The organism is Amycolatopsis sp. NPDC034160 (assembly GCF_055575355.1).
The window spans coordinates 1-13,850 of record NZ_JBVISU010000010.1; the positions used below are offsets into that span (position 1 = coordinate 1).

Consider the following 13,850-nt stretch of genomic DNA (forward strand, 5'->3'; position numbering starts at 1 on the left):
ATCGTTCGACTTGCATGTGTTAAGCACGCCGCCAGCGTTCGTCCTGAGCCAGGATCAAACTCTCCAACAATGTCTTCGAATTCAATCGAGGCAAATTTTTCTTGCACTCAAAGGAACCTCCAACGAGGTTCAAATACATAAGCTCTACTGGCTTAGTTCACTAGCACACTGTTGAGTTCTCAAGCAACACGCTTTGTTTCAAAGCGATATTCACAAGCTTTTGGTCGAGCATGCCGAATCCTACGGCCTTAACTGTAGGGAGTCGGCGGCCGCTCGTGGGCCGACGCTGAACATTACCTGGTCCGGTTCGCGGTGTCAACCCGCTCGGCCCTGGCTCCTGACCTCGGGGCTTTCGGCCCCGGCGGCCCGGTGTTCCTGGCGACGAAGAGAAGATTACATGCCCCGGAACCCCCTGAAAACAGGGGGGTCACTTAACGACATCGCCGCAGGTCAGCCGGTGCGAAGCCCCCTTATCCGACGGTCTTCAGGTAGCGAGGCGGTTTGCGAGCGGGGGCGACGCGTTCGAAGTCGGCCGCGTAGGCGAGCACTCGGGCGTCGGTCCACTGCCCCGCCATGAACGAGACACCCACCGGGAGCCCGCCGACAAAACCGGCGGGCACGGTCACTGCGGGGTACCCCGAGACCGCGGCCGGAGTCGACGACGGGATCACGTCGTTGTCGCCGGTCTTGCAGTCGGTCTTCCAGGCAGGCGGGTTCGTGGGCGCGGCGATCGCGTCGAGGCGGTGCTTCGCGAGGGTCTCGTCGATCGAGCGTTTCGCCAGGTCGGTCAGCTCGCGGCGCATGGCCTGGTAGGCGGGATCGGACGGAGCGGGCGCCGCGAGTGCCTGTTCGAAGAGTTCCTGACCGGCGAAGCAGGTTTGTCCGAGCGGGTCCGCGCGGTTGTAGGCGATGAGCGCGGCGAGATCGCGCGGCCCCTCCGGACGGGTGGCCAGGTAGCGGTCGATGTCCCGGTGGAACTCGGTGAGCAGCGCCGGGAACTCCAGTTCACCGAGTCGTGCCTGATACGGCGGGGTCACTTCGACGACCTCGGCACCGGCCCTGACCAGTTCGTTTCGAGTTCGCGTCATCACGGCCTCGACGTCCGGGCCGAGTACCGGCAGGCGCCAGAGGCCGATCCGAGAGCCCTTCAGCACGCCGGGCCTCAGGTGCGCGGCGTAGTCGGTCGGCTGGTTCGGCGGGTACGCGCCAGTGGCCGGGTCGCTCGGGTCGCGGCCCTGCAATGCGGACAAGGTGAGTGCGACGTCGACGACGTGCCTGGCCATCGGCCCGGCGGTGTCCTGTTCAGCAGAGATCGGCACCACGCCGGTGCGGCTGACCAGGCCGAGGCTCGGTTTGTGCCCCACGGTCGAGGTCATCCCGGCGGGGCAGACGATCGAGCCGTCGGTCTCGCTGCCGATCGCGACCTGGGCCAGCGACGCGGCCACACCCGCGGCGGATCCGGCGGATGACCCACAAGGGTTGCGGTCGAGCACATATGGGTTGTTCGTCTGTCCACCGACGCCGGACCACCCGGAAGTGGGTTTGGCGGCGCGGAAGTTCGCCCATTCGGACAGGTTCGCCTTGCCGAGGACCACCGCGCCCGCGTAACGCAGACGACTGACCAGGGTCGCGTCTTTCGCGGGCTTGCTCCGCAGAGCGCGGGAGCCCGCGGTCGTCTGCATCGAGCGGGTGTCGACGTTGTCCTTCACCAGGACGGGGATGCCGTCCAGCGGGCCCCGGGTCTTGCCCGCGCGACGCCGGACGTCACTCTCCGCGGCTTGCGCGATCGCGGCCGGATTGACGGCGATGACCGCGTTCACCTTCTGGTCGACCTTGCGGATTCGATCGAGGTACGCGGAGGTCAGACCGACCGAGGTCAGCCGTCCGGAGGACATCCGCGCCTGGAGCGCGGGGATGTCGGCGGCGTCGAGATCGAGAGATCCGCCGGTGGCGGACGCCGCGGGCGCGGCACTCGCCACGATGGTCGCGGCGACCAATGTCGTCAGAACTCTGAACACCGGTCGCCGCACCATCAGGTCTCCTTCGTCTAGAGAACCGGAAGCAGGGTCCGCAGCTCGTACGGGGTCACCGCGCTGCGGTAGTTATCCCATTCAACACGTTTGTTACGCAGGAAGAAGTCGTAAACGTGCTCTCCGAGCGCTTCGGGCAGAAGTTCCGATTTCTCCATTTCGGCCAGCGCTTCCCCGAGGTTCTGCGGGAGCTGGGCATAGCCGGCCGCGCGGCGTTCGGCGTCGGACAGCTGCCAGATGTTGTCCTCCGCGGGAGGCGGCAGCTCGTAGCCCTTCTCGATGCCCTTCAGGCCGGCGGCCAGGATGACCGAGTAAGCCAGATAGGGGTTGCAAGCGGAGTCGAGCGTGCGGATCTCCACGCGTCGTGACGACGCCTTGCCCGGCGAGTACATCGGCACCCTGACCAGCGCGGAGCGATTGGCCCGGCCCCACGAAACGGTCGTCGGGGCTTCACTGCCGCTGATCAGCCGTTTGTAGGAGTTCACCCACTGGTTCGTGACCGCCGAGATCTCCTTGGCGTGGTGCAGCAGCCCCGCCACGAAGGCTTTACCGGTCGCGGACAACTCGTAAGGGTCTTCGGCGTCGTAGAAGGCGTTGCGATCACCCTCGAAGAGGCTCACGTGAGTGTGCATCCCCGAGCCTGGCTGGTCGGTGAACGGCTTCGGCATGAAGGTCGCCCGGACACCCTGGGTGAGCGCGACCTCCTTGACGACGTAACGGAAGGTCATCACGTTGTCGGCCATGGTCAGCGCATCGGCGTACCTGAGGTCGATTTCCTGCTGACCGGGCGCGCCCTCGTGATGGCTGAACTCGACCGAGATCCCCATCGCCTCGAGCGTCTCGATGGCGTGACGGCGGAAGTGGGTCGCGGTCGCGTGACTGGCCTGGTCGAAGTATCCGCCGTTGTCCGCGGGTTCGGGCTCGCTGCCGTCGTCCGGCAGGCTCGCGAGCAGGAAAAACTCGATCTCAGGGTGGACGTAGCAGGTGAAACCCGCTTCAGCCGCCTTCGAGAGCTGCCTGCGCAGGACATGCCGGGGGTCCGCCCAGGACGGGGAGCCGTCCGGCATCGCGATGTCGCAGAACATGCGCGCGGAGTACGGGCCGCCGTCCGGGGTCTCCCAGGGCAGCACCTGGAACGTGGCCGGGTCGGGCTTCGCGACCATGTCGGACTCATAGACGCGGGCGAATCCTTCGATGGCCGATCCATCGAAGCCGATCCCCTCACTGAACGCGCCCTCGAGCTCGGCGGGCGCTACGGCGACGGACTTGAGAAACCCCAGCACGTCGGTGAACCAGAGCCTGACGAAACGGATGTCGCGCTCTTCCAAGGTACGAAGCACGAACTCCTGCTGGCGATCCATGGCCGCACCCTAACGAGAACGTGTTAACGACATGTTTCGCGACGCGCCGTTCGACCGGAAGTGGTGGATCACGCCACGAGAACCGGCTCGGGTTTCGCGGCCTTCGTGATCGACAGCGAAGCGACCGAAGCGAGCACGGCGAGACCCGCGGCGATGTACCAAGCGAGCGCGTAGCTGCCGGAGGAGTCGCGGATCGCGCCCGCACCGAAGGCCGCGAGACCGGCGCCGAGCTGGTGGCTGGCGAAAACCCAGCCGAAGACGATCGGTCCGGCCGCACCGAATTGGCGGACGCAGAGCGCGACCGTGGGCGGGACCGTCGCCACCCAGTCGAGGCCGTAGAAGACGATGAACGCCCACATGCTCGGTTCGACCGATCCGCTCAGCAGTTGCGGAAGCAGCGCGAGCGAGACACCGCGAAGGGCGTAGTAGACGCCCAGCAGGATCCGCGGATCGACCCGGTCCGTGAGCCAGCCGGAGGCGATCGTGCCGACGACATCGAAGAGTCCGACGAGGGCGAGCAGGCCGGCGGCGGTGGTCTGCGGCATGCCGTGGTCGTGCGCCGCCGGGACGAAGTGGGTACTGACCAGACCGTTCGTCGTGGCACCGCAGATCGCGAAACCGGCCGCGAGCAACCAGAACGTCTTCGTGTGTGCGGCCGAGCCGAGGACCGAGAGGGCACGCCGGACGGAACCACCCGTCCGGACGACAGGAGCGACTTCGCCGGGTTCCGCGCCGTAAGCGGTCGTTCCGACGTCGGACGGGTGATCGCGGACCACCAGAAGGACGACGGGGACGACGGCCAGGGCGGCGATGGCGATGACGAGCGACGCCGTCCGCCAGCCTTCGTCGACGGCGAGGTTGGCCACGATCGGGAGGAAGATCAGCTGGCCCGTGGCGCCCGCCGCGGTGAGGACGCCGGTGACGACGCCGCGGCTGCGGACGAACCAGCGGGCGGCGACCGTCGCGGCGAAGCTCATCGCCATCGAGCCAGTACCGACGCCGACCAGGACACCCCAGCAGAGGATGAGCTGCCAGCTCGCGCTCATGAACACCGTGCCGCCCGCGCCGATCGCGACGACGAAGAGCGCCGTCGAGGCGACGCGTCGCATGCCGAAGCGCTCCATGAGAGCGGCCGCGAAGGGCGAGAAGAGGCCGTAGAGCACGAGATTTACCGAGACGGCTGAAGCGATCGTCGCGCGCGACCACCCGAATTCGTTGTGGAGCGGGTCGATGAGCACGCCGGGGGCGGCGCGGAAACCGGCGGCGGCGAGGAGGGCGATGAACGCGGCGGCCGCGACGAACCACGCGCGGTGGAGTCGAGTCTCAGGTTGCACGGGTACAGCGTCATCGGCGGCGGCTCCCGGCGGAAGCGGCTGGAAGGACACTGTGCGAAAGATTCGGGCCAAGGCCATAGGCTCTGGCCATGCGCTGCCGTCACCTAGTGCCGGCGCTGCTGCTCACGATCGGGCTCATCGGCGGCTGCGCGGGATCACCCCCGCTGCCTCCGGCCCCGGAATTCGTGAGTGCGGCGGCCGACTCCCTCGCCTCTTTGCGCAGCGTGCGCTTCAAACTCGGGGTGAACGGCGTCGTCGCCGGGCTGCCGGTGCGCGCGCTCGATGGCGAGATCAGCCTTGAGGGTGGCCGGGACGGAAGCGCGGTCGGTAACGCGGACCTGCAGGATGACTTCGAGCGGGTGAAAGCCGAGTACCGGCTGCACGGCTCGGAGATCACGCTCAGTGGTCCTGAGGTGGAGCGAGTGATCGCGGCTTCGGCGCCCTACACGCCGCGGGCGATGCTCGGGGCTGAAGGCGGGCTCCGGCGGCTCCTGATCGGGGCGACCGAGCTGCGGGGCGAGCGGTGGGAGCGGGTGCAGGACACCGACTCGCTCCGGATCGGCGCGAAGGTGCCGGCCGCGGTGATCGGCGGGATCATGCCGGAGATCAAGACGGACGTGTTCGTGAAGCTGTGGATTTCGAAGGACGAGCCGCGGCGGCTGGTGCGGGTTTGGGTGCAGGTGCCGCCGACTAGGCCGGAGGAGTTCGCGGTTATGCTGGAACTGGCGTTGACCAGGCATAACGCGGTGGTCGTCGGGGACGGGCGATAGCAAAGGTCCCTTGCTCTCCTGGCGGGCGAAAGGCCAGGTCAGCGGGTCGGGCGATAGCAAAGGTCCCCTGCTCCCCCGCTAGCCGCAGCGGGCGTCGGGAGCGGGAAGCTTGCCGTCGATCAGGTACGCGATGCCCGCGCCGTCGACGCACGCGTTGCCGTCGAGGAACACGGTGTGCTGCGCGCCCTCGAACGTGAGCAAAGCTCCCTTGAGGTCCCTGGCGAGGTTCACGCCGGACGCGTACGGGGTCGCCGGGTCGTCGGTGGTCGAGATGACCAACGGCCGCGGCAGGCCTTCGATGTCCGGCTTGTGGACCTCGGAAGTGGCGGGCGCCGGCCAGACGGAACAGATATCGAGTTCGCTCATGTCCGGAGTTCCGCCGTCGAGGAAGGGCGCGCCTCGGAACATCCGCTGGTGGGCGTCGTCGATGACGCGACGGTCGGTGATCCGCGTGCTGTCGACGCAGCGGACCGCGAAATAGACGTCGAGGATCCCCGTGTACCGGCCGCCCGGCTCGCGGCCGTAGTAGCTGTCAGCGAGCGCGACCAGGGTTTTGCCGCTCCCCCGCTTCAGCTCGGCGAACCCGTCGTTGAGGAACTTCCACGCGTCCTGCGAGTACAGCGCGGCGCTGGTGCCGGTGATGGCGTCCTCGAACGAAAGTCGACGATTCCCTGCCGAGACCGGTTTGGTGACCAGCGGTTTGACCAGGTCCTGAAACGCCTTCGTCATTCCGACGGCGTCACGGCCGAGCGCGCAATCCGCGCGGGCGGCGCACCACTTGCCGAACGCGGCGAATGTGTTCTGGAAGCCGGCCATCTGCGTGACCAGTGATTCGGCGGTGTCGAGTTCGGGATCGACCGCGCCGTCGAGGAGCAGCGCCCGCACCTTCTCCGGGTACGCCTCGGCATACGCGGTCCCGATCTGCGTGCCGTACGAAAAGCCCAGATAGGTGAGTTTTTCGTCGCCGAGGGCCGAGCGCAGGACGTCGAGGTCCCGGACGACGTCCCTGGTCCCGATGTTGGCGAGCATCTCTTGGCCGTACTTCGTGCGCTCAGCGCACTTCGCCGCGTACGTCCTGGCGTCGGCGAGTTGCTTCGCGATCCCGCTCGGGGTCGTGTCGCTTTCCGAATCCTCGGCACGGTCCGCGTCGCGTTCGGCGTCGGTGAGGCAGACGAGCTTCGGTTCGCTGGTCCCGACACCGCGCGGGTCGAAGCCGACGATGTCGAACCGCGTGGCCAGGGGCGCCGCGGGGCGGGACTTCGCGATGCGCGCCGCCGCTGAAACGCCCGAACCGCCGGGCCCACCGGGGTTGATCACGAGCGAGCCGATCCGCTGATCGGCCTTCTTGGTCTTGTGCCGGAGGACGCCGATCGAGATCGTCTCGCCGCCCGGCTTCAGGTAATCGAGTGGGACGGTGAGCTTCGCGCAGTCGAATGCCTTGTCCGAGAACCCCGTACACGGACCCCAGGCCAGCTTCTGCCCTGTGAACTTCTCGATCGCCTTCGGATCCGGAGTCGGCGACGCCGAAGTCGTCGAGACCGGCGGAGGTGCCGACGGCGCGGGCTGTGGCTGCTGCGTCGTGCACGACGCGACCAGCACGACGGCGAGCACGGCCGGGACGCGGCGAAGGCTCATCTCGCGATCTTCGCAGCGTCCCGGCCCCTTCACTGGATTTCGCGCCGAACTCGTTACTCGGCCGTGCAGCGCGTGCCCTCGTCCGGCACGGCACCGTCGATCAGGTACTTGATGCCGATCCGGTCGACGCACGAGACGCCCTGGAGGAACACCGTGTGCTGGTTGCCTTCAAACGTCAGCAAAGCTCCCTTGATCGCTTTCGCCAGGTTCACGCCCGCTTGGTAGGGCGTCGCCGGGTCGTTGGTCGTCGAGATGACCAACGACTTCGGCAAGCCCTCGACGTTGGGCAGGTGCGGCTCCGAGGTGTTCGGCACCGGCCAGAAGGCGCAGGCGTCACGCGCGGAACCGTCCGGCTTGCCGTCGTCGAGGAACGGCGCCGCCTGCGCGTATCGCTTCTGCGCGTCGAGAAGTTTCGCGGGATCGGTGACCCGCGGATCGTCGACGCACCGGATCGCGACGAAAGCGTCCTGCGTCGTCCCATAGCGTCCGTCGGCGCCGCGATCGTTGTAGAGGTCGGCCAGTTTTTCCAGCCCGTCGCCGCGCTGGCGCTTCAGTTCGTTGAGCGCGGTGTTCAGTGTCTCCCAGAGATCTTCCTGGTAGAGGGCCTGTATCACGCCGGTGGTCGCGTCCTCGTACGACAGTTTCCGGCCGTCGCTGACGGGAACCGGGAAGTCGATCAGCGGCCGCACCAGGTCCTGGAACGCCTTCGTGGTGCCCGCGGCGTCGCGCCCGAGCGCGCAGTCCTCCCGCGCCGCACACCAGCTGGAGAACTCTTCGAACGCCTTGCCGAAGCCCTGCCCCTGCGCGACCAGCGACTCCACCGCGTCCTGCTCGGGGTCCACGGCCCCGTCGAGCACCAGTGCGCGCACGTTCGTCGGGAAGGCCTCCGCGTAGGCGGATCCGATGCGCGTCCCGTAGGAGTAGCCGAGGTAGTTCAGTTTCGGATCGCCGAGCACCGAACGCAGGATGTCCATGTCCTTGACGACGTCGCGGGTGCCGACGTTCGCGAGCATCGCGGGGCCGTGTTCGGTCCGCTGGGCGCACCTGGCCGCGAAATCCTGGGACTCGGTTTCCTGCTTCTTCACCCCGTCGGGTGAGCCGTCGGTCTCGCTGTCGTCCGCCCGGTCCGCGTCGCGTTCGGCGTCGCTCAGGCAGCGGATCTGCGGCTGGCTCGCACCGATGCCACGCGGGTCGAAACCGACGATGTCGAAGCGTTTGCCCAGTTCGTTCGTCGCCGTCCGGGAGGCGAGACCGGCCGCGGCCGTCATGCCGGACGCGCCTGGGCCACCGGGGTTGACCACGAGCGCCCCAATCCTTTCGTCGGTTTTCAGCGCCTTCCGGCGCAGCAGACCGAGCGTGATCGAGTCGCCATCAGGCTTCGCGTAGTCGAGCGGGGCCGTCAGCCGCGCGCATTGTGCGTCCTTCACTCGAAACGCCGCTTTCGCGTCATCGGATGTCGCGTAGGGTGCACAGTCGGCCCAGGTCAGACTCTGTCGGTAGAACTTCTCGAGTCCTGCGGGCACCGGTCCGGACGGAGCGTGCGACTCGGTAGCCGGAGGTGGCGGCTGAGTTCTACCCTCTCCCGACGAGCACGCGGCGACGGTGACGGCGAGCAGGCCGGACAGCGAGATCGCGGCGAATCGGCGGGCACGGGACCTGGCGCTGACATGAGTGGACACGGTTGGATCGTGCCATCGGCCGTGGAACTCGGCCGCACCACCACTGCGTTGGTGGTACGGGTGCGGACGGCAGAAGAAACAGACGGGAGCACAGGGGTGGCAGCACTGATCAGCCGGGTGGGCAAAAAGCTGCGCCGGATCATCCAGCGGCCGGGCAGCGTCGAGCTGACCCGCTACGAAGCGCTGCTGCCGGCCATCGAGAAGCTCGAGCCCGAGTTGGAGAAGCTCTCCGACGAGGGGCTGACAGAGCGAGCCGGCAAGGTTCGGGAAGCCTCGTCCTTCGGCGACGAACAGCTGATCGAGGTGTGCGCGCTCGGCCGTGAGGCCGCGCGGCGAGCGCTCGGCGAGCGCGCGTTCGACGTGCAGCTGCTCGGCACGATGGGCTTGCTCAGCGGGCATATCGTGCAGATGGAGACCGGTGAGGGCAAGACGCTGGCAGGTGCGCTGGCCGGGGCGGGGTACGCCCTGCGCGGCAAGCACGTCCACGTCGTCACGGTGAACGACTACCTCGCCCGGCGTGACGCGGAGTGGATGGGCCCGATCTACGACCTGCTCGGTGTCTCCGTCGGGTGGATCGAACCGGCTCACTCCCGCGACGAGCGCCGCGAGGCGTACGCGAAGGAAGTCACGTACGGCGCCGTCAGCGAGATCGGCTTCGACGTGCTGCGCGATCGCCTGGTCACCCGCGAAGAGGATCTGGTCCAGCGCGAGCCCGAGGTGGCGATCGTCGACGAGGCGGACTCCGTGCTGGTCGACGAAGCCCGCGTGCCGCTGGTGATGGCGGGGTCGATCGACCACACCGACGCCGACGAAGAGGTCGCGAACATCGTCCGGCGGCTGCGGCTCGGTCTGCACTACGAGACCGACGCCGACGGCCGTAACGCTTGGCTGACCAAGGCGGGTGCGTCGGTGGTCGAGAAGGCTCTCGGCGACGACATCAACCTCTACGACGAGACCGGCTCGGACCGGCTGCCCGCGGTCAACGTGGCGCTGCACGCGCACGCGCTGCTCACCCGCGACGTGGACTACCTCGTGCGTGACGGCAAGGTGCAGCTGATCAACGCCGCGCGTGGTCGCGTCGCGGAACTGCAGCGCTGGCCGGACGGCCTCCAGGCCGCCGTCGAGGCGAAGGAACAGGTCAAGGCGACCGACCGGGGCGAGATCCTCGACTCGATCACCGTGCAGGCTCTGCTCGCGCGCTATCCCGAGGTCGCGGGCATGACCGGCACCGCGGTCGCGGTCGCCGAGCAGCTGCGCGAGTTCTACAAGCTCGAGGTCGCGGTCATCCCGCCGAACACGCCGAACATCCGCGAAGACCAGGAGGACCGGATCTTCGGATCGCCGTCGCAGAAGCTGCGCGCGATCGAAGAGGAGATCCGGCGGGTGCACGAGAGCGGGCGGCCGATCCTCGTCGGCACCCAGGACGTCGCCGAATCCGAGGAGCTGGCCGAGAAGCTGGCGAAGGCCGACCTCGAATGCGTCGTGCTCAACGCGCGCAACGACGCGGAGGAAGCCGAGATCATCGCCGACGCCGGCAAGAAGGGCTCGGTCACCGTTTCCACTCAGATGGCCGGTCGCGGTACCGACATCCGGCTCGGCGGCAAGGACGGCGAAGGCCGCGACGAAGTCGTCGAACTGGGCGGTCTGCACGTGATCGGCACCGCCCGCTACCCGTCGAGCAGGCTGGACGGCCAGCTGCGCGGCCGGTCCGGACGGCAGGGTGACCCGGGCAGCGCGGTGTTCTTCGCGAGTTTGAACGACGAACTCGTGCTGTCGAACGCGCCCGACGTTCCCGAGGGCATCACCTCGGACGTGGGCAGCGGCGAGATCACCGACCCGGCGGCGCTGCGGCAGATCAACCACGCGCAGCGCGTCGCCGAGGGTGTCGACCTGGAGATCCACCGGAACACCTGGCGCTACACGCGACTGATCGAGCGGCAGCGTGGCGAGCTGCTCGAGCATCGGGACAAGGTGCTGCGGACGGCGCACGCGGCGGAGGTGCTGGAGAAGGCGCATCCGGAGAAGTTCAAGGAGCTGTCGGAGGCCGTCGACGACGAAGCTCGCGTCGAACAGCTGTGCCGGGAGGTGCTGCTGTTCCACATCGACCAGCTGTGGTCGGACCACCTGGCGTTCCTGACCGACGTGCGGGAGAGCATCCACCTGCGGGCGCTGGCGCGGGAGACGCCGATCGACGAGTTCCACCGCGCGGCGATCCCCGAGTTCCACAAGATCATCCCGGAGGCTGCGACGCGGGCGGCGAAGACGCTCGAGGAAGCCGAGATCACCGAGGACGGGATCGACCTCGGTGACGCGGGGGTGCGGCGGGCGAACACGACGTGGACCTACCTGGTGCACGACAACCCGTTCGACTCCGACTTCGAGCAGACCATCAAGAAGGTGCGGAGCATGATCAAGCGGAAGTAGCTTCGCCCCCGGAACGGAGCGGGGGACCTTTGCTATCACTCTCTTCTGGAGAGTGATAGCAAAGGTCCCCCGCTCTCTTTTCTGGCGTATTCCCAGGTCAGCGGCCTGGCGATAGCAAAGGTCCCTTGCTCCCCTCCTGACCACGCCCGTGCGAGCCAGACCCAGGTGGGCGATTCGGCACATCCACTCGTCCCCGCGGACGCCGGTGGGTGAGAATGTCGGCATGCCGCAACTGCGCATCGCACTGGCCCAGGTCAACACCACCGTCGGAGACCTCGAAGGCAACGCCGGGCTCACTGTCGAGTGGACTCGCAAGGCCGCCGAAGCAGGCGCCCACCTCGTGGTCTTCCCGGAGATGTCCCTCACCGGGTATCCCGTCGAAGACCTCGCCCTGCGCCCGGCCTTCGCGTCCGCCTCGAAGCAGATGGTCGAAGAGCTCGCCCGCCGCCTCGACGAGGCAGGCTGCGGCGAGGTGCTCACCTACATCGGCTATCTCGATGCCGACGAGACCGGCCCGCGCGACGCGGCGGCCGCGCTGTACCGCGGCGAAGTGGTCGCCCGTCAGTTCAAGCACCACCTGCCCAACTACGGCGTCTTCGACGAACACCGCTGGTTCAAGCCGGGCCACGACCTCGAGATCGTCCGCTTCCACGGTGTCGACGTCGGCATGGTGATCTGTGAAGACGTCTGGCAGGACGGTGGCCCGATCTCCGCGCTGGGCAAGGCCGGAGTGGATCTCGTGGTCGCGCCCAACGCCTCGCCTTACGAGCGCGCGAAGGACGACATCCGCCTGCCGCTGATCGCCCGCCGCGCGGCCGAGGCCGGGGCGCCGCTGGTGTACACGAACCAGATCGGCGGCCAGGACGACCTCGTCTTCGACGGCGACTCGATCGTGGTCGGCGCGGACGGCCGGTTGCTGGCGCGCGCGCCGCAGTTCGTCGAGCACCTGCTCATCGTCGACACCGAGCTCGCCGGGGGCGGACACACCGCCGAGGGCGAGTTCGAGGGTCTGCGGGTCAAGCGGCGCGTGCTCAGCGAGGACACGGTTCCCGCCTACAGCCCGCGCACCGAGTCGGCGATCAGCGAACCGCTGTCGGACGAAGCCGAGGTGTGGCACGCGCTCGTCGTCGGCCTGCGCGACTACGTGCACAAGAACGGCTTCTCGTCGGTGACGTTCGGGTTCTCCGGCGGCATCGACTCGGCGGTGGTGGCGGCGCTGGCCGCCGACGCTCTCGGCGGCGACAACGTCTACGGCGTTTCAATGCCTTCGGAGTACTCCTCGGTGCACTCGAAGGACGACGCGGCGGATCTAGCCCGTCGCATCGGCGCGCACTACCGCGTCGAGCCGATCGCCGACATGGTCAAGGTCTACGTCGAGCAACTCCAGCTGACCGGCCTCGCCGAAGAGAACATCCAGGCCCGCGTCCGCGGCATGCTGCTCATGGCACTGTCCAATCAGGACGGTCATCTGGTGCTCGCCACGGGCAACAAGACCGAACTCGCCGTCGGCTACTCGACCATCTACGGCGACGCCGTCGGGGCCTTCGCGCCGATCAAGGACCTGTTCAAGACACACGTCTGGCATCTGGCCAAATGGCGCAACGCGGAAGCCGAAAAGAACGGCGAAACCCCGCCCATCCCCGAAAACTCGATCACCAAGCCGCCGTCGGCCGAGCTGCGGCCCGGTCAGCTGGACAGCGACTCGCTGCCCGATTACCTGATGCTCGACGACATCCTCGACGACTACATCGAGGGCGACCGCGGCTACGTCGACCTGGTCGACGCCGGGTTCGAACCGGAGACCATCGACCGGGTGGTGCGCATGGTCGACAAGGCCGAATACAAGCGCCGCCAGTACCCGCCGGGCACCAAGATCACGTTCAAGGCGTTCGGCCGGGACCGGCGGCTGCCGATGACCAACGGCTGGCGCGAAGGCCAGGTCGTGATCAAGTCAGCTCAGCGCGACCTGCTTCCCCGCTGAATTCGCCAGCACGGCCACCAGACCGGGCCGGGCGTCACGCCGGACGAGCATGTCCATCCCGAGTGCCCGCACCGCGGTTTCCACCGCGGCGGGCTCGGGGTGGACACCGGTGACCAGGAGCAAAGGGATCGACGGGAGTCCCCGCGTCGTCGGATGCGGGGTGTTCCCCCAGTCGATGAGGAAGGGTGCGAGCCCGTCGAGGCCACCGGCGCCGGTGAGGCGCCAAGTCAGCACTTCACCGTCGTCGGTGACTCGCGACATCTCGAACGCCTCACCCGGGTCGTAACCGCGCTCCCGTGCCTCGGCGATCGCGTCGTCGATACCCCGCACTCGCGCCGCCCAGGTGACCAGGGCGGGCTCGGTCAGCTCGTCGATGCCGAACGGCCGCGGCCCGATGTGCTCGGGTTGATCCGGATCGGGCCCGACCACCTCGAGGTAGGCACCGGCACCGAGATCGGCCAGATAGTTGGCCGTGCCGAGTCCGACATGCCTGCCACCGCGAACGGGCGTGACACCGGTCAGATCGGCGACGCGCGCGACGGCCACTTCGAGATTCGGCCCGGCGTAGACGAGGTGATCAAGCACGAGGTCGTTCATGCCCATACACCTACCGCAGCCGCCGCTTCAACGTCAGCG

9 protein-coding genes and 1 rRNA gene are annotated in these 13,850 nt (G+C 67.8%); 3 read left to right on the forward strand and 7 right to left on the reverse strand.

Annotation, left to right across the window (positions count from 1 at the left end; genetic code table 11):
* The 4 genes from ACZ54P_RS20520 to ACZ54P_RS20535 form a co-directional block, all read right to left on the reverse strand.
* Positions 1-70 (reverse strand): 16S ribosomal RNA (locus ACZ54P_RS20520); the annotation flags it as partial.
* Positions 71-470: 400 nt separating this feature from the next.
* Entirely contained in the window at positions 471-2,033 is a 1,563-nt protein-coding gene (locus ACZ54P_RS20525) for an amidase (protein WP_465463149.1), read from the reverse strand.
* 14 nt (positions 2,034-2,047) lie between these two features.
* Complete coding sequence (glnA, locus tag ACZ54P_RS20530; protein ID WP_465463150.1) at positions 2,048-3,391, reverse strand: type I glutamate--ammonia ligase; 1,344 nt, start codon at positions 3,389-3,391, stop codon at positions 2,048-2,050.
* Between the two features lie 68 nt (positions 3,392-3,459).
* Positions 3,460-4,725, reverse strand: a complete 1,266-nt coding sequence (locus ACZ54P_RS20535; RefSeq protein ID WP_465463151.1) for an MFS transporter — start codon at positions 4,723-4,725, stop codon at positions 3,460-3,462.
* Positions 4,726-4,814: 89 nt separating this feature from the next.
* Between ACZ54P_RS20535 and ACZ54P_RS20540 the strand changes: the two genes are divergently transcribed.
* Positions 4,815-5,495 carry an LppX_LprAFG lipoprotein gene (locus ACZ54P_RS20540; RefSeq protein ID WP_465463152.1) on the forward strand — a complete coding sequence of 227 codons (681 nt, stop codon included), beginning with the start codon at positions 4,815-4,817 and terminating at the stop codon, positions 5,493-5,495.
* A gap of 78 nt (positions 5,496-5,573) precedes the next feature.
* Here ACZ54P_RS20540 and ACZ54P_RS20545 read toward each other — a convergent pair whose 3' ends face one another.
* Both ACZ54P_RS20545 and ACZ54P_RS20550 read right to left on the reverse strand, forming a co-directional pair.
* Complete coding sequence (locus ACZ54P_RS20545; RefSeq protein ID WP_465463153.1) at positions 5,574-7,130, reverse strand: alpha/beta hydrolase; 1,557 nt, start codon at positions 7,128-7,130, stop codon at positions 5,574-5,576.
* A 53-nt stretch (positions 7,131-7,183) separates the two neighbouring features.
* Positions 7,184-8,755: an alpha/beta hydrolase gene (locus ACZ54P_RS20550; RefSeq protein ID WP_465463391.1), complete on the reverse strand. Its 1,572-nt coding sequence runs from the start codon at positions 8,753-8,755 to the stop codon at positions 7,184-7,186.
* Between the two features lie 150 nt (positions 8,756-8,905).
* On the opposite strand from ACZ54P_RS20550, the gene secA2 reads away from it, so the two are divergent.
* Positions 8,906-11,233 carry an accessory Sec system translocase SecA2 gene (gene secA2 / locus ACZ54P_RS20555; protein WP_465463154.1) on the forward strand — a complete coding sequence of 776 codons (2,328 nt, stop codon included), beginning with the start codon at positions 8,906-8,908 and terminating at the stop codon, positions 11,231-11,233.
* A gap of 223 nt (positions 11,234-11,456) precedes the next feature.
* Positions 11,457-13,214, forward strand: coding sequence for an NAD+ synthase (locus ACZ54P_RS20560; protein ID WP_465463155.1), 1,758 nt, complete (start codon positions 11,457-11,459; stop codon positions 13,212-13,214).
* Here ACZ54P_RS20560 and ACZ54P_RS20565 read toward each other — a convergent pair.
* A complete protein-coding gene (locus ACZ54P_RS20565; protein WP_465463156.1) occupies positions 13,185-13,811 on the reverse strand; it encodes a VOC family protein in 627 nt (208 codons plus the stop codon). The two genes, ACZ54P_RS20560 and ACZ54P_RS20565, sit on opposite strands and share 30 nt — an antisense overlap.
* Between the last annotated feature and the right edge of the window lie 39 nt (positions 13,812-13,850).